We start from the raw sequence: 14,682 nt of genomic DNA, 5'->3' as shown, positions 1-14,682 counted from the left end.
TTTGACTAGAGGGCATGAAGAGGGGGCGCAAGCCGACCATCGACGCCGCCGACATCACCCGCGCCGCCATCGCCGTCGCGGACGCCGAGGGCCTGGCCGCCGTGTCGATGGCCCGCGTCGCGCAGGAGATGGGCAACGCCACGATGGCGCTCTATCGCCACGTGAAGAGCAAGGACGAGCTCCTGGCGTTGATGGCGGACGCCGCGTTCGACGAACCGCCACTCCTGCCGGACGGCGACTGGCGGGACAAGCTCGGGGTCTGGGCGAGGGAGATGCTCGGTGGCATCCGCAGGCGCCCGTGGTTCCTGCAGATCCCGATGAGCGGCCCGCCGACCGGCCTCAAGAGCCTCGCCTGGTTCGACAGCGCGCTGAGTGCACTCGAGGGCACGCCGCTGGAGGCCGGGGAGAAGGTCGGCGTGGTGATGGGCCTGATGACGTTCGTGCACGGCGAGGCCTGGCTGGGCGTCGCGCTGCAGCAGGGCTTCGAGGACGACCCGGCCCAGTTCAGCCGCCAGTACGGGCAGCGGTTGCGCGAGATCGTCGACCCGCGCCGCATGCCCGCTCTCGCGAAGATCGTCGCGGCCGGCGTGTTCGACGTGGACGACCTCTTCGAGGAGCAGGACGTCGCTGCCGACTTCGACTTCGGCCTGCACCTGTTCCTGGAGGGCGTCGCGACGCACATCGGAGGCAGGGCATGACCTACGCGGTGATCATCCTCACCGGCGGCACCGGCGAACGGCTCGGTGGCGTCGACAAGGCCGCACTGTCCTATCGGGACGCCACGCTGCTCGACCACGTGCTGTCCGTTGTGGACGACGCGAGCCGGAAAGTCGTTGTGGGTCCGGAGAAAGACCTGCCCGGCGTCGTCTGGGCACGCGAGGACCCACCCGGCGGCGGACCGCTCGCCGGGCTGGCCGCCGGGCTGGTCGAGGTGACCGAGGACTGGGTCGCGGTGCTCGCCGTCGACCAGCCGGGCCTCACGAAGGCCACCATCGCGAGGCTGCGGGGAGCCGGACGCAACGCCGTGCTGAAGGACGACCGCGTGCAATGGTTGATCGGCTACTGGAACGCCGCTGAGCTGCGGGAAGCCCTCCCCGAAGATCCACGGAACCTGCCGTTGCGCAAGACTCTGCTTCAGCTCGACCCCGTCGAAGTGTCCGCTTTGCCCGGTGAGGCTCAGGACGTCGACACGCCCGCCGACCTGGACACCCTTCACAGCGGTTGAACAGGCGAAGGGTAAGACTGTTCCACTATCGGTAAAACCCTGTTCTGCATGGAGGCCCGCACGTGACCGAGCCCGCCGCCGAGGCAACGCCGAACGCATCGGCGCCCGTCACCCCGGCTCGTGACGCCCAGCTGCTCGAACGCACCGTGTTCGAGGTGAAGCGGGTCATCGTCGGCCAGGACCGGCTCGTCGAGCGGATGCTCGTGGGTCTGCTGGCCAAGGGCCATCTGCTGCTCGAAGGTGTGCCGGGTGTCGCGAAGACGCTCGCTGTCGAGACGTTCGCCCGTGTCGTGGGCGGCTCGTTCTCCCGCGTGCAGTTCACGCCCGACCTGGTGCCCGCCGACATCCTCGGCACCCGCATCTACCGCCAGTCCACCGAGACGTTCGACGTCGAACTCGGGCCCGTCGTCGCGAACTTCGTGCTCGCCGACGAGATCAACCGCGCGCCCGCCAAGGTGCAGTCGGCGATGCTCGAGGTCATGGCCGAGCGGCACGTGTCCATCGGTGGCCGCACGTTCCCGATGCCGAACCCGTTCCTCGTGCTGGCGACGCAGAACCCGATCGAGAACGAGGGCGTGTACCCGCTGCCAGAGGCGCAGCGCGACCGGTTCCTGTTCAAGATCCAGGTCGAGTACCCGACCGCCGAGGAAGAGCGCGAGATCGTCTACCGCATGGGCGTCGAGGCGCCGGTGCCGAACCAGGTCCTCTCGCCCGAGGAACTGGTGCGCCTGCAGGGCGTGGCGTCGCGCGTCTTCGTCCACCACGCGCTCGTCGACTACGTGGTGCGCCTGGTGATCGCGACCCGCGCGCCTGGCGAGCACGGCCTCACCGACGTCGCCGGCTGGGTCGCCTACGGTGCCTCGCCGCGTGCCTCGCTCGGCATCATCGCCGCCGCACGTGGTCTCGCGCTCGTGCGCGGTCGTGACTACGTGCTGCCGCAGGACGTCGTGGACGTCGTCCCGGACGTGCTGCGTCACCGCCTGGTGCTCTCCTACGACGCGTTGGCCGACGGCGTGCCGCTCGACCACATCATCACCCGCGTGCTGCAGATCGTGCCGTTGCCGCAGGTGTCGGCCCGTCCGCAGCAGCCGGTTCCGGCTGGTAGGCCGTGAGCCGGGACAAAGCCGAAGAGCGTCCCTCCTGGGCACCGCCCGTCCTGCGCGGCGTCCGGATGGAAGCCGCGCTGCGCATGCTGGAGCTCGACGTCCGGCGCCGTCTCGACGGTCTGCTGCAGGGCAACCACCTCGGCCTCGTGCCGGGGCCGGGCACCGAACCGGGCGAGGCGCGCACCTACCAGCCCGGTGACGACGTGCGCCGGATGGACTGGGCGGTCACGGCCCGCACGACGATCCCGCACATCCGGGAGACGGTCGCGGACCGCGAGCTGGAGACGTGGATGGCGATCGACCTGTCGCCGTCGCTCGACTTCGGCACCGCGGCCTGCGAGAAGCGCGACCTGGTCATCGCCGCGACGGCCGCGGTCGCACACCTGACCCGCGGCGGTGGCAACCGGATCGGCGCCGCCGTCTCGACGGGTGCCGAGAACGTCCGGATCCCGGCGCGCGGTGGCCTGGCGCACGCGCGCGGCATGATCCGCAAGATCGCCGAGATCGACCGGGCGCCCGAGGGCACCCGCGGAGACCTGGCGGAGTTGCTCGAACAACTGCGCCGCCCGCCTCGCCGGCGCGGCCTGATCGTGGTGGTGTCCGACTTCCTCGGCGGCATGGAGTGGCAACGGCCGTTGCGCGCCTTGTCCGCGCGTCACGACATCGTGGCCATCGAGGTCGTCGACCCGCGTGACGTCGACCTGCCCGAGGTCGGCACCGTGGTGCTGTCCGACCCGGAGAGCGGCCGGCAGCGCGAGGTGACCGCGTCCGCGTTGCTGCGCAAGGAGTTCGGCGCCGCGGCCGCGGAACACCGGGGCGAGGTGGCGGCGGGTCTGCGCCGCGCCGGCGCCGGGCACCTGGTGCTGCGGACCGACTCGGACTGGATCGCGGACACGGTTCGTTTCGTGGTGGCGCGCAAGCGCCGCTGGTCTGGGGGTGTCGCATGAGCTTCTCGAACTTCGTCGCCCCGTGGTGGTTCCTGCTGCTGCTCGCGGTGGGGCTGCTCACCGCCGGATACGTGGTGGCGCAACGGGTCCGGCGCAAGCGGGTGCTGCGGTTCACGAACCTGGAGCTGCTGGAGAAGGTCGCGCCCAAGCGGGAACGCTGGTCGCGGCACGTCCCGGCGGCGTTCCTGCTGGCGGCGCTCGCGTTGCTGACGGTCGCCCTGGCCGGTCCGACGTCCGAGCAACGGGTCCCGCGCAACCGGGCGACCGTGATGCTGGTGGTCGACGTGTCGCTGTCGATGAAGGCCACCGACGTCAAGCCGTCCCGGCTGGAGGCCGCGCAGGTGGCCGCCAAGTCGTTCGCCGAGGGCCTCACGCCGGGCATCAACCTGGGCCTGATCTCGTTCGCCGGCTCGGCCACCGTGCTGGTCGCGCCGACGACGGACCGCGCCGCCGTCACGCAGTCGATCGACGGGCTCAAGCTCGCCCAGTCGACCGCCACGGGTGACGCGCTGGTGGCCGCGATGGCGTCGATCGACTCGTTCGGCAAGGTCGTCGGCGGCGCCGAGGGCCCGCCGCCCGCCCGCATCGTGCTGATGACGGACGGCAAGGAGACCGTCGGCACCCGCAAGGCGTTCGACGCGGCCGAGGACGCGAAGAAGGCCGGGACCCCGATCTCCACCATCTCGTTCGGCACCGAGGACGGCGTGGTCGACATCGAGGGGCGCCAGCAGTCCGTGCCCGTCGACGACGACTCGATGAAGGAGATCGCGAAGATCTCCGGCGGCGAGTTCTTCAAGGCCGCGTCCGCCGAGGAGCTGCGCCGCGTCTACGACACGCTCGGCGAGCAGATCGGCTATGAGAAGAAGCAGGCCGACGCGTCGAAACCGTGGCTGTTGCTCGGCACGATGACGGCGATGTTCGCGGCCGCCGCGGCTTTGCTGCTCGGTCAGCGCCTGCCATAGGTGAGCAGCACGACTCCGTTGTCGAACGCCCTGGTGCCCTTGAGCGCCAGGGCGTTCGGCTTCCGGAAGAACGGCGTGCCGGCGCCGATCGCGACCGGGTTGACGTAGAGCCGGATCTCGTCGATCAGGTAGTGCTCGAAGAACGTCTGAAGCAGCTCGTTGCCGCCCACCATGGTGTCGCCCTCGAGCTCGCGGATCTCGTCCGGAACGACCTCGGTGCGGGTCTCGGTGTTCCACTCGGTGAACTGCCGCGTGCGCGAGTAGACGATCTTGGGCGTGTCCCGCCAGATCGGTCCGAAGTCGCGCATCGCCTGCGGCCAGTCGGGGTGGTCCTCGGCGTGCGGCCAGGCTTGCAGCATCAGCTCGTGGTTGCGGCGGCCGTCGACGAACGTGGTCATCTTCGCCAGTTCGTCGTTGATGTGGCTGTGCAACTCGTCGCTCATGTGGTGCCAGTCGATGTCGTGATCGGGGCCCTCGAAGAACCCGTCCAGCGAGACCGACGCCATCGTGATGATCATCCGTGCAACCTCCGGTACTCCGCCGCCGCGCCTGGGTGCAGGGGCACTTTGCCTGTGTCGATCAGACTGCGCACGTCGAGGTACTGCGTGCCGAGCGCCTGTTCCGGCACCAGTTCGGCGGCCCTGCCCACCAGCAGCCGCACGACGGCGCTCGCGTACTCGGAGTCGAGATCCGGCCGGCACACCAGCAGGTTCGGCGTGCCGATCGTGGGGACGTCGACCGGGGAACCGTAGACGCCCATGCGCACATCCACGCGTTCGTAGACCTTGCCGTGGTCCTGCCGCAGCCTCGGCAGGAAGCCGTCCAGCGGCAGGAGCCTGATCCCGCTGGCCTTGTCGAGCTCCGGGGTCGGGACGCCGCCGGACCACAGCAGGGCGGCGATCTCGCCCGCCTTGAGCGCGTCGACGGCGTTGCGCAACGGGTAGTGCTCCTCCTGAACGCCCAGCGCGAGCCGTGAACCCTGCAGTGCGGCACCGGATCCGTCCGCGCCCAGCGACACCGGCCTGCCGACCAGGTCGGCGGCGGTCGTGTACGGCGAGGACTTCAGGACCACGAGCTGCAGGTAGTTCTCGTAGACGCGGCCCAGCGCGACGAGGCCGGGTTCCAGGTGGGCGCTGTCGCTCAGCGAAAGCCCTATGTCGGCGGTGCCTTCGCGCAGGTGCTTGAGGTTGTCGGCGCTGCCACCGGTCTGGATCGGCGTGATGGTCAGCGGGGCGAGGGAGAGGCGGGAGATCAGCGCGGCGAAGTCGTTGTAGAAACCGCCGGGCTCGCCACCGGCGATCCTGATGGTGCCGTCGGGTTCTGAGGCGCCACACGCGGTCAGGGCCAGCGTGCCCAGCAGGAACGTCCGGCGCCTCACAGCAACGGCTCCTTCGGCAGTTCCACCGTCACGACCAGGCCGTTGTCGGTGTGCAGCTTCAGCTTTCCGTCGTGCGCGGTGACGATGCGCTCCGCGATGGCGAGACCCAGGCCCGTGCCGCGCCGGGTGTCGTCGCCGCGCCAGAACCGTTCGGTGGCGTGCTTGAGGTCCTTTTTGGACAGGCCGGGTCCGTTGTCCCGCACGGTCAGCGTGGCGCGGTCGCACACCACCGTGATCTCCGGTCCGCCGTACTTGATGGCGTTGTCCAGCAGCACGTCCAGCACCTGCGCGAGGTCCGACACCGCGCACCGCACCAGTCCGGGCGCCCGGTCATCGACGGTGATCGTGACGCCGTCCGCCTGCGCCGCCGCACGCCACGCGTCGACCCGGTCGTGCGCGACGACCTGAAGATCGGCGAGTTCGGGTTCGACGCCACCGGCCGCGCGTTCGGTGGCGGTGCTCTCGGCGTTGGCGAGGGCGAGCAGCCCGTCCAGCAACGACTCCAGGCGTTCGACCTCGGTCAGCAGCGATTCGTTGGAGGGCAACATGTCCACGCGCAACCGCAGTGCCGCCATCGGGTTGCGCAGCTGGTGCGAGGCGTCGGCGATCAGGCGTCGTTGCTGGTCGGCGGCCTCGGCGACGGCGTCGGACATGCGGTTGAACGACTCCGACAACGCCCGCAGCTCGGCCGGTCCGGCGGTGTCGGCGACATGGGTGCGCCGCTGGCCCTCGGCGACCGCTCGTACACCCCGATCGAGCTCTTTCAGAGGCCTGATCAGCCAGCGGGAGACGACGAGTGCCAGCAGCACGCACGCGCACGCCGCCAGCAACGCCCCGGCCAGCACGATCGCCCACCGCCGTGCCACGTCGAGTGCGGCCACGCGGGTGGAAGCCCGCAGCACCACGGCACCCGCGACCTTCGTGCCGATGCCGACCGGCCGGGCGAACAGGACGTCGCCGCCGCTCCACGGCAGCACGGTCGGCACGGGCGCGGCGGGCTGGTTGCGCAGGGCCGCGTCGATCTGCGCGGACACGTCCCCGGCCGTCATCCCCGACTCCACGACGGGCGTGCCGGACGCGTCGACGACCACGATCTCCTCGCCGTAGACCTCGGCGTACCGCTCCGCCTCCGACACCACGACGTCGACGGGCAGCGTGGCGAAGCGGTCCAGGTCGGCGGTGCGGCTGATCACGAACTGCTGGGTGCGTTCGGAGGCGGTGCTCATCAGCAACGGGAACGCGAACGCGGTCACGGCCGAGAGCGAGAACAGCAGCAGCACCAACAGAAGCCGTTGCCGCATCTATTCACCGAGCCGGTAGCCGAAACCGCGGATCGTGTGCAGCAGCCCCGGCCGGTCGAGCTTGGCGCGCAACTGCGTGAGGTGCACGTCGAGCGTCCGCGACACCGCCACGAACGCGTTGCCCCACACCTCGTCCATCAGCTGCTGCCGGCTCACCGCCGTGCCCGGCCTGCGCGCGAGCACCGCCAGCACGTCGAACTCCTTGGTGGTCAACGAGATCTCGCGTCCGCCGACCACGACCTGACGGCTCTGCAGATCGATCTCCACATCGGACACCCGCACGACGTCCTCCGGTTCCTGCGACCGGGCCGCGCTGCGCCGTGCCACCGCGTCGATGCGCGCCAGCAACTCGGCCAGCCGCACCGGCTTGACCAGGTAGTCGTCCGCGCCGAGCCGGAGACCCCGCACCACCGTGCGCTCGTCGCCACGGGCCGTCAGCACGAGTACCGGCACCGGGTCGATCTTGCGGAGCTTGCGCAGCACCTCCAGGCCGTCCTGGTCGGGCAGGCCGAGGTCGAGCAGCACCACGTCCGCGTCGCGATGGGCGATCAGCGCGTCGGCACCCCGGCGCACGCGGGAAGGCCGGTGGCCGTTCGCCCGCAGCGCTTCCACCAGGGCGTCGGCGACACCGTCGTCGTCTTCGACCAACAGCACCCGCATGGGAGCAGTATCAGCCATGACGTCTGTTTCGTGTGCGTGGCGACGCGCCTAAGGGACGGTTAAGTTGCCCGCGGAGCCCGTGGAGGTTGCCGTACGTTCGGATGAACGGGACGTAGTCGTTCCATCACAACAGGTTCTGGGGGAATCTGAATGATCGCGCAGAAGAGCCGTGCGCTGCTCCTGTCGGCGGGACTCGCCGCCGCCGCGCTCACCCTGACGGTGCCGGCCTCCGCCGCACCCGTGAGCACGGCGTCGGTGTGCGGCCTGCACTACGAGGCGGGCGCGCCCACGCAACTCTGGTGGCACAACTGCGACGCGTCGCCCGACCTGGTGGAGCTGCACTACGCCGTGCTGCCCAACCTGAAGGTGTGCATTCCGCCGTACGCCGACCAGTGGGTGGCGAGCCAGGACTACGACAACCCGCTGGGCTGGGTGAACTCGCTCTCCCTCGCGGGCGAGTGGTGCTGATCGGGTAGACCTCGCGGAGGGCGGTCATGCGGCGACCGCCCTCCGCTTCCGCCGCTAGCAGCGTTCGTCGGTCGACCCGTTGGCGCTGTAGCCGGATCCGAACACGTCGCCCGCCGCGTAGGTGCAGACGTTCAGCGTGTTCGCGCCGTTCGACCACAACTCCTGTTTGGTGCCGTCGTGGCCCGCGTAGTCGACCGCGCCGTCACTGGTGCGCGTCCAGATGCCCGCCCGGATGTGGTTGGACGGGTGCTTGGCCTTCCACGTGTCCCAGATGTAGACGTACGCCCAGTTCTTGTTGCAGCCCTTGAACTGCTTGAGCGACGCCACCGTCTCAGAGCCGTGCTTGAGGTACTTCGTCGAACCGATCTGCGTGACCCCGCTGGAGCACTTGGGGTTCGTCTCGGCGTGCGCGGCGCCGGTGAACGTCATGGCGATGGCCGCGGCCGCGAGGGCGGTGGCACTGATCTTCTTCAACACGTCAGCAACGCTCCTCGGTCTCGACGCCGCCACCGTAGGACGCCGCCTGGATTGAGCCGTAGCCCTTGGTGCACTTGGTCAGCGTGTCCGTGCCGTAGGACCACAGCTCCTGCTTGTTCTCGGCCCGGTTGTAGCCGCTCGGGAACTCGGCGCCGCGGACCTGGACGCCGGCGAAGATGCTGTAGGTCCTGTGGTCGGCGCGCCACGAGTCCCAGACGTAGATGTAGCCCCAGTTCTTGCCGCAGCCCTTGAACTGCTTGACCGAGGCGATGGTCGTGCTGCCGCTCTTGATGTACTTGGTGGCGCCCATCTGCGTGACCCCGCTGGAGCACGACGGGTTCGTCTCGGCGTGCGCGGGCCCCGCGAAGGTCAGGGCGACGGCCGCGGCCGCGAGGGCGGCGGCGCTGATCTTCTTCAGCACGTCAGCAGCGCTCCTCGGTCAGGCCGTAGTACGAGTAGGACGACGAGATCACCGAGCCGTAGCCGCGGGTGCAGACGGACAGCGTGTTCGAGCCGTTCGACCACGCCTCCTGGCCGCCCTCGCCGGGGCCGCTGTAGCCCAGCGGGCCCTCGCTGGTGCGGGTGTAGATGCCCGCGGCGGCACGGAACTTGCTGCCGTGCTTGGACTTCCAGGAGTCCCAGACGTAGGTGTAGCCCCAGTTCTTGTTGCAGCCCTTGAACTGCTTGACCGAGGCGACGGTCTCGGAGCCCGCCTTGATGTACTTCGTGGCGCCGATCTGCGTGACGCTGCCGCAGTACGGGTTCGTCTCGGCCTGGGCCGGTCCGGCGAACGTCACGGCGATCGCCGCGGCCGCCAGCACGGCGGCACCAATCCTCTTCTGCATGCGCACGACGATGGCCGGGCGCGGTTAGTCAGCGGTAAATCACACCCAGCCGGGCCGCGAGAGCGCTGGCCAGGTGGACGGGCCTGCGTTCGGTGGTGTGGCGGATCTGCGTGCGGCAGCTGAAGCCGTCCGCGATCACCAGCGCGTCCTCGTTGTCCCGCAACGCCGGCAGCAGGTCCTGTTCGGCGCAGGCGATCGAGACGTCGTAGTGGCCCTTCTCGAAACCGAAGTTGCCGGCCAGCCCGCAGCAGCCCTCGACGATCTTCGGCTTCAGACCGGCCTTGGCCATCGCTTCGCGGTCCGGGCCGAACCCGAGTTCCGCGTACTGGTGGCAGTGGGTCTGCACGACGGCCTCGCGGGTGCCCTCGAGTTCGGGCAGCTTCGGCGCGACGTGCTCGGCGAACGTGCGGGTGGCGTCGGCAAGCGCTTGCACCGAGTGTTCCTGGGACAGCTTCGTGACCTCGGTCCTCAGGAACGCCGTGCAGCTCGGCTCCAGGCCGATCACCGGAACGCCCTGGCTCGTCCACGGGAGCAGTGCCCGCGCGGTGCGCTCGACCACCCGGCGGGCCTTGCCGAGCTGGCCGGTCGAGTGCCAGGTCAGTCCACAGCAGACGTTCGCGGACGGCACCTCGACGCGGTTTCCCAGGTGCGCCAGCACGTTCGCGGCGTCGAGCCCGACGCCCGGTTCGAAGTGGTTCGTGAACGTGTCGGGGAACAGCAGCACCGGATCGCCCTCGCCGAGCGGGTGCAGCTGGCGGACCAGGCGAGTGGTCTGCGTCGGCAGCGCGCGTTCCGGCGTGATCCCGGCGAACCGGCCGAGTTTCGCGGTGAACCTGTTGACCAGCCCGTACTTCAGCCACGTCGGCAGCCAGCCCATGACGTAGTGCGCCCGCGGCCGGATCCGCCTCTTGTAGTGCTCGTGCAGGAACTCGGCCTTGTAGCTCGCCATGTCGACGTCGACCGGGCAGTCGCGTTTGCAGCCCTTGCAGCCCAGGCAGAGGTCCAGCGCCTCCGCGACCTCGGGTGACCTCCAGCCGCCCTTGACCACGTCGCCGTTGAGCATCTCGAACAGCAGGTGCGCACGGCCTCGCGTGGAGTGCTTCTCCTCCTTGGTCACGCGGTAGCTCGGGCACATCACGCCGCCGTGGGTGTTCAGGCACTTGCCGACGCCGACGCACCGCCGGGTGTCGCTCGCGAACTCCGCGCGGGTCGGGATCTTCGGTGGTGCGACCAGGATCCGCAGGTCGTCGTCGAGCTTCAGCGGCTCGACGATCCGGCCGGGGTTGAGCAGGTTCCCGGGGTCGAAGGCGTGCTTGAACTCGCGGAACGCCTGGATCGCCTCCGGCGGGTACATGCGGCTGAGCAGCTCGGACCGCGCCTGGCCGTCGCCGTGCTCGCCCGACAGGCTGCCGCCGTGACGGACGACCAGGTCGGCGGCGTCCTGCAGGAACTCGCGGTAGCCGTGCGCGAGGTCGAAGTCGATGCGGACGTGGATGCATCCCTCGCCGTAGTGGCCGTAGGTGATGCCACGGCGGCCGTATCCGGTCAGCAGTTCGTCGAACTCACGCAGGTAGGCGCCGAGGCGCTCCGGCGGGACGGCCGCGTCCTCCCAGCCCGACCAGGCCTCGCTGCCGTCGGCCATGCGGGTGGCGAGGCCGGCGCCGTCCTCGCGGATCCGCCACAGCGCCCGCTGCTGCGCCGGGTCGTGGATGATCATCGAGTTCTTCGTGATCCTGGCGACGCGTCCGGGGTCGTCCTCGACCTCGACGAACAGCCAGCTGCGGCCCTCCGGCAGGTCGGGGCGGGAGCGGACGCTGTGCACCAGCGCCTCGTTCAGGCCCTCGATCGCGAGCGCGTTCTCGATCTGGGTGACCTGGTCGGCGGCCTCGTAGGTGTCCGCGAAGCCCAGCACGACCAGGACGCGGCGCTCGGGCCTGCGCACGAGCTTGAGTTCCGCGCCCAGCAGCACCACGCACGTGCCCTCGGTGCCGACCAGCTGCCGCGTCAGCGTCGGGGCGTCCAGCGCGTACCCGCTGACCCTGCGGCTGAGCTGCGGAAACCACGCCGGGTCGTACGTCGGCAGGGCGAGCGGGGGAGGGTTCGTCGTGTCGAACGTGCGGCCGTCGGCGGTCAGCACGTGGAGGTTCGTGACGTTCTCGCTGGTCTTGCCCCACTTCACGGAGTGCGCGCCGCACGCGTTGTTGCCGATCATCCCGCCGATCGTGCACCGGGAGTGCGTCGACGGGTCCGGTCCGAAGAGGTACTCGCCGGCCTGCGCGTTGATCTTGTCGAGCACGGCACCCGGCTGGGCGAACGCGCTGTCCCCGGAGATCTCGAACGAGTGCAGGTACCGGCTGAAGTCGATCACGAGGCCGGTGCCGCACGCGTTGCCCGCGATGGACGTTCCCGCGCCACGGCTGGTGATCGGCACCCGGTGCTCCGCGGCCAGTCCGACGGCCGCGACCACCGCGTCCGTCGTGCGTGGACGGACGACCACGCGGGGCACGTGCCGGTAGTTCGACGCGTCCGCCGAGTACAGCGCCCGGCTGGCCGGGTCGTCGAGCACGTCGCCGTCCACATCGCGTCGGAGCTGATCGAGAAAGGCCCGCATCACCTGATCATGCCCGCCTTGGTGTGACATGCCTCCGCCGATGCCGGTCTACCTGCCGGTAGCCGATAACCTCACCCGGTCAACCAGCAGCGATTCTCAGGAGAGCTAGTGAGTCGGTCCGTTCTGGTCACCGGAGGCAACCGCGGCATCGGCCTCGCCATCGCGCAGGCGTTCGCCGCGCAGGGCGACAAGGTCGCCGTGACGCACCGCGGGTCCGGCGCTCCCGAAGGCCTGCTCGGCGTGAAGTGCGACGTGACGAACTCCGCGGAGATCGACGCCGCGTTCACCGAGGTCGAGGCCGCGCACGGGCCCGTCGAGGTGCTCGTCTGCAACGCGGGCATGACGCAGGACACGCTGCTGCTGCGCATGAGCGAGGAGCAGTTCACCCAGGTCGTCGACGCGAACCTGACCGGCGCGTTCCGCTTCGCCCAGCGCGCCTCGCGCGGCATGCTGCGCAAGAAGTTCGGCCGCATCGTCTTCATCTCGTCGGTCGTCGGCCTCACCGGCGGCGCGGGCCAGGTCAACTACGCCGCGTCCAAGGCGGGCATGGTCGGCATGGCGCGCTCGATCGCGCTGGAGCTCGGCTCGCGCAACATCACCGCGAACGTCATCGCGCCCGGCTTCATCACCACGGACATGACGGCGGACCTTCCCGAGGCCGTCCGCGACGCCGCGCTCAAGCAGATCCCGGCCGCTCGTTACGGTGCGGCGGAAGAGATCGCGCGCGCCGTCACGTTCCTCGCGGCGAACGAGTCGGGCTACATCAACGGTGCCGTGCTGCCGGTCGACGGCGGCCTCGGCATGGGCCACTGATTTTCTGAACTTCCGTACTGCGAAAGGGTTGGATCAAGTGACCGGACTGCTCGAAGGCAAGCGACTGCTGATCACCGGTGTCATCACCGACGCGTCGATCGCCTTCCACGTCGCACGCGTCGCCCAGGAGCAGGGCGCCGAGGTCGTGCTGACCGGGTTCGGCCGGATGAGCCTCGTGACGCGCATCGCCCAGCGCCTGCCCAAGCCGGCGCCGGTCGTCGAGCTCGACGTGCAGAACCAGGAACACCTCGACACGCTCGCCGACCGGGTGCGTGAGCACGTCGACGGTCTCGACGGCGTCGTGCACGCCATCGGCTTCGCCCCGCAGAGCTGCCTCGGCGCCCCGTTCATGGACGCGCCGTGGGAGGACGTCTCCGTCGCGATGCACGTCTCGGCGTACTCGTACAAGGCGCTCGTGCAGGCCACGCGTCCGTTGCTCTCGCACGGCGCGTCGGTCGTCGGCCTCGACTTCGACGCACGCCAGGCGTGGCCCGCGTACAACTGGATGGGCGCGGCGAAGGCGGCGTTCGAGTCGATCAACCGCTACATGGCGCGCGACCTCGGCCCGGACGGCATCCGCGTGAACCTGATCTCCGCCGGCCCGGTGCGCACCATGGCCGCGAAGTCCATCCCCGGCTTCGGCGAGCTGGAGAAGATGTGGGGCGAGAAGGCTCCGCTGTCGTGGGACGTCGACGACCCCACGCCGGTCGCGAAGTCCGTCTGCGGCCTGCTGTCCGACTGGTTCCCGGCCACCACCGGTTCGATGGTCTTCGTCGACGGCGGCGTGCACTTCCTCGGTCTCTGACGTCACATCTGTTCGTCATGTGAGGCGATCGGGCGTCTGATTGGATGGAGTGGTGAGTTTCGACGCGCTGCTCTGGCTGTCTTTCGGCGGCCCAGAAGGTCCTGAGGACGTCCGTCCCTTCCTGGAGAACGTGGTTCGCGGACGTGGCGTGCCGCCGGAGCGGCTGGACGAGGTCGAGGCCCATTACCAGCACTTCGGCGGCGTGTCGCCGATCAACCGCCTGAACCTCGAGGCCATCGAGGCCGTGCGCGCCACCGGTTTCGAGCTGCCGATCTACTTCGGCAACCGCAACTGGCACCCGATGGTCGAGGACGTCGTGGCGCAGATGAAGGCCGACGGCGTGAAGCGCGCCCTGGTGTTCCCGACGAGCGCGTACGGCGGCTACTCCGCGTGCCGCCAGTACGACGAGGACATCGTGCGCGCGCTGCAGGCCGTGCCGGACGGCCCCGAACTCGTGAAGCTGCGCCAGTTCTTCGACCACCCGCTCTTCGTTTCCTCTTTCGCCGACGGCATCCGCGCCGCCGCCGCGTCCCTCAATGGCGCGTACCGGCTGGTCTTCACCGCGCACTCGGTGCCGGTGTCCGCCGACAAGGCCGCCGGACCGCCCGAGGAGGGCGGCTACCGCTACTCGCGTCAGATCGTCGAGGCCTCGCGGCTCGTGGCCGCGGAGCTGGGCGTCACCGAGTACGACGTCGTGTGGCAGTCGCGGTCGGGCCCGCCGCAGATCCCGTGGCTGGAGCCGGACGTCGTCGACCACATCGACGCCCTGCACGCCAAGGGCGTCACCGGGGTCGTCGTGTGCCCGATCGGGTTCGTGTCCGACCACCTCGAGGTCGTGTGGGACCTCGACACCGAGGCCCGCGACCGGGCCGCGGAACTGGGCATGGAGTTCGCCCGCGCCGCCACGCCGAACGGCGACCCGCGTTTCGCCGAACTCGTGGTGGAGCTCGTGGCCGAGCACATGGCGGACGCTCCCGTGCGGAAGCTGTCGTCGTTCGCGGTGGCGGGGTGCACGGTGAACGGTGCGCCGTGCGCGCCGTTGTGCTGCGAACCGGCGAAGAGGCCCGCTCGGGCCTAGCGACCT

The 14,682-nt window shown here is 69.9% G+C and carries 17 protein-coding genes; 9 read left to right on the top strand and 8 right to left on the bottom strand.

From position 1 onward, the window contains the following. The first annotated feature begins 14 nt into the window (after positions 1-14). The 5 genes from ACH413_RS09075 to ACH413_RS09055 all read left to right on the top strand — a co-directional run bounded on the left by ACH413_RS09075 (position 15) and on the right by ACH413_RS09055 (position 4,240). Positions 15-698, top strand: a complete 684-nt coding sequence (locus ACH413_RS09075) for a TetR/AcrR family transcriptional regulator (RefSeq protein WP_360032900.1) — start codon at positions 15-17, stop codon at positions 696-698. Beyond that, on the top strand, positions 695-1,225 hold the full coding sequence (locus tag ACH413_RS09070; protein ID WP_360032903.1) for an NTP transferase domain-containing protein: 531 nt from the start codon (positions 695-697) through the stop codon (positions 1,223-1,225). Before ACH413_RS09075 ends, ACH413_RS09070 begins: the two co-directional genes overlap by 4 nt. 62 nt (positions 1,226-1,287) lie before the next feature. After that, on the top strand, positions 1,288-2,337 hold the full coding sequence (locus tag ACH413_RS09065; protein WP_360032906.1) for a MoxR family ATPase: 1,050 nt from the start codon (positions 1,288-1,290) through the stop codon (positions 2,335-2,337). 59 nt (positions 2,338-2,396) lie between these two features. Then, complete coding sequence (locus ACH413_RS09060) at positions 2,397-3,278, top strand: DUF58 domain-containing protein (RefSeq protein WP_360033820.1); 882 nt, start codon at positions 2,397-2,399, stop codon at positions 3,276-3,278. Further along, on the top strand, positions 3,275-4,240 hold the full coding sequence (locus tag ACH413_RS09055; RefSeq protein ID WP_330277363.1) for a VWA domain-containing protein: 966 nt from the start codon (positions 3,275-3,277) through the stop codon (positions 4,238-4,240). Before ACH413_RS09060 ends, ACH413_RS09055 begins: the two co-directional genes overlap by 4 nt. Here ACH413_RS09055 and ACH413_RS09050 read toward each other — a convergent pair. The 4 genes from ACH413_RS09050 to ACH413_RS09035 are packed head-to-tail and all read right to left on the bottom strand — an operon-like array spanning position 4,225 to position 7,579. Then, the gene (locus ACH413_RS09050) at positions 4,225-4,758 is read right to left on the bottom strand and encodes a dihydrofolate reductase family protein (protein ID WP_360032909.1); all 534 of its coding nucleotides are present in this window, start codon (positions 4,756-4,758) and stop codon (positions 4,225-4,227) included. The genes ACH413_RS09055 and ACH413_RS09050 overlap by 16 nt on opposite strands. After that, on the bottom strand, positions 4,755-5,618 hold the full coding sequence (locus ACH413_RS09045; RefSeq protein ID WP_360032912.1) for a TAXI family TRAP transporter solute-binding subunit: 864 nt from the start codon (positions 5,616-5,618) through the stop codon (positions 4,755-4,757). The genes ACH413_RS09050 and ACH413_RS09045 overlap by 4 nt, the downstream gene beginning before the upstream one ends. Next, positions 5,615-6,919 carry a HAMP domain-containing sensor histidine kinase gene (locus ACH413_RS09040; RefSeq protein ID WP_360032915.1) on the bottom strand — a complete coding sequence of 435 codons (1,305 nt, stop codon included), beginning with the start codon at positions 6,917-6,919 and terminating at the stop codon, positions 5,615-5,617. Before ACH413_RS09040 ends, ACH413_RS09045 begins: the two co-directional genes overlap by 4 nt. Then, a complete protein-coding gene (locus ACH413_RS09035) occupies positions 6,920-7,579 on the bottom strand; it encodes a response regulator transcription factor (protein WP_093588014.1) in 660 nt (219 codons plus the stop codon). A 150-nt stretch (positions 7,580-7,729) separates the two neighbouring features. Between ACH413_RS09035 and ACH413_RS09030 the strand changes: the two genes are divergently transcribed. Further along, complete coding sequence (locus ACH413_RS09030; RefSeq protein ID WP_360032918.1) at positions 7,730-8,047, top strand: hypothetical protein; 318 nt, start codon at positions 7,730-7,732, stop codon at positions 8,045-8,047. Positions 8,048-8,101: 54 nt separating this feature from the next. Here the strand turns inward: ACH413_RS09030 and ACH413_RS09025 are convergent, their stop codons facing one another. Genes ACH413_RS09025 through ACH413_RS09010 form a run of 4 tightly spaced genes read right to left on the bottom strand, consistent with a single transcriptional unit; the run spans position 8,102 to position 11,980 of the window. Then, a complete protein-coding gene (locus ACH413_RS09025) occupies positions 8,102-8,524 on the bottom strand; it encodes a hypothetical protein (RefSeq protein ID WP_360032921.1) in 423 nt (140 codons plus the stop codon). Position 8,525: 1 nt separating this feature from the next. Beyond that, entirely contained in the window at positions 8,526-8,945 is a 420-nt protein-coding gene (locus ACH413_RS09020; protein ID WP_360032923.1) for a hypothetical protein, read from the bottom strand. A 1-nt stretch (position 8,946) separates the two neighbouring features. Continuing rightward, positions 8,947-9,369: a hypothetical protein gene (locus ACH413_RS09015; RefSeq protein WP_360032926.1), complete on the bottom strand. Its 423-nt coding sequence runs from the start codon at positions 9,367-9,369 to the stop codon at positions 8,947-8,949. Between the two features lie 28 nt (positions 9,370-9,397). Beyond that, on the bottom strand, positions 9,398-11,980 hold the full coding sequence (locus ACH413_RS09010; protein WP_360032929.1) for an FAD-binding and (Fe-S)-binding domain-containing protein: 2,583 nt from the start codon (positions 11,978-11,980) through the stop codon (positions 9,398-9,400). A gap of 108 nt (positions 11,981-12,088) precedes the next feature. On the opposite strand from ACH413_RS09010, the gene ACH413_RS09005 reads away from it, so the two are divergent. From ACH413_RS09005 to ACH413_RS08995, 3 genes are read left to right on the top strand one after another with little or no spacing between them, the layout of a single operon-like run. After that, positions 12,089-12,793: a beta-ketoacyl-ACP reductase gene (locus tag ACH413_RS09005; RefSeq protein ID WP_360032932.1), complete on the top strand. Its 705-nt coding sequence runs from the start codon at positions 12,089-12,091 to the stop codon at positions 12,791-12,793. Between the two features lie 37 nt (positions 12,794-12,830). Then, complete coding sequence (gene fabI / locus ACH413_RS09000; protein WP_093588011.1) at positions 12,831-13,598, top strand: enoyl-ACP reductase FabI; 768 nt, start codon at positions 12,831-12,833, stop codon at positions 13,596-13,598. 52 nt (positions 13,599-13,650) lie between these two features. Next, the gene (locus ACH413_RS08995; protein ID WP_360032935.1) at positions 13,651-14,676 is read left to right on the top strand and encodes a ferrochelatase; all 1,026 of its coding nucleotides are present in this window, start codon (positions 13,651-13,653) and stop codon (positions 14,674-14,676) included. Positions 14,677-14,682: the final 6 nt, after the last annotated feature.

Source organism: Lentzea sp. NPDC020367 (assembly GCF_044387305.1).
Lineage (GTDB): Bacteria > Actinomycetota > Actinomycetes > Mycobacteriales > Pseudonocardiaceae > Lentzea.
The sequence above is the reverse complement of the archived record's forward strand: the minus strand, read 5'-3'. Positions and strand labels throughout refer to the sequence as shown.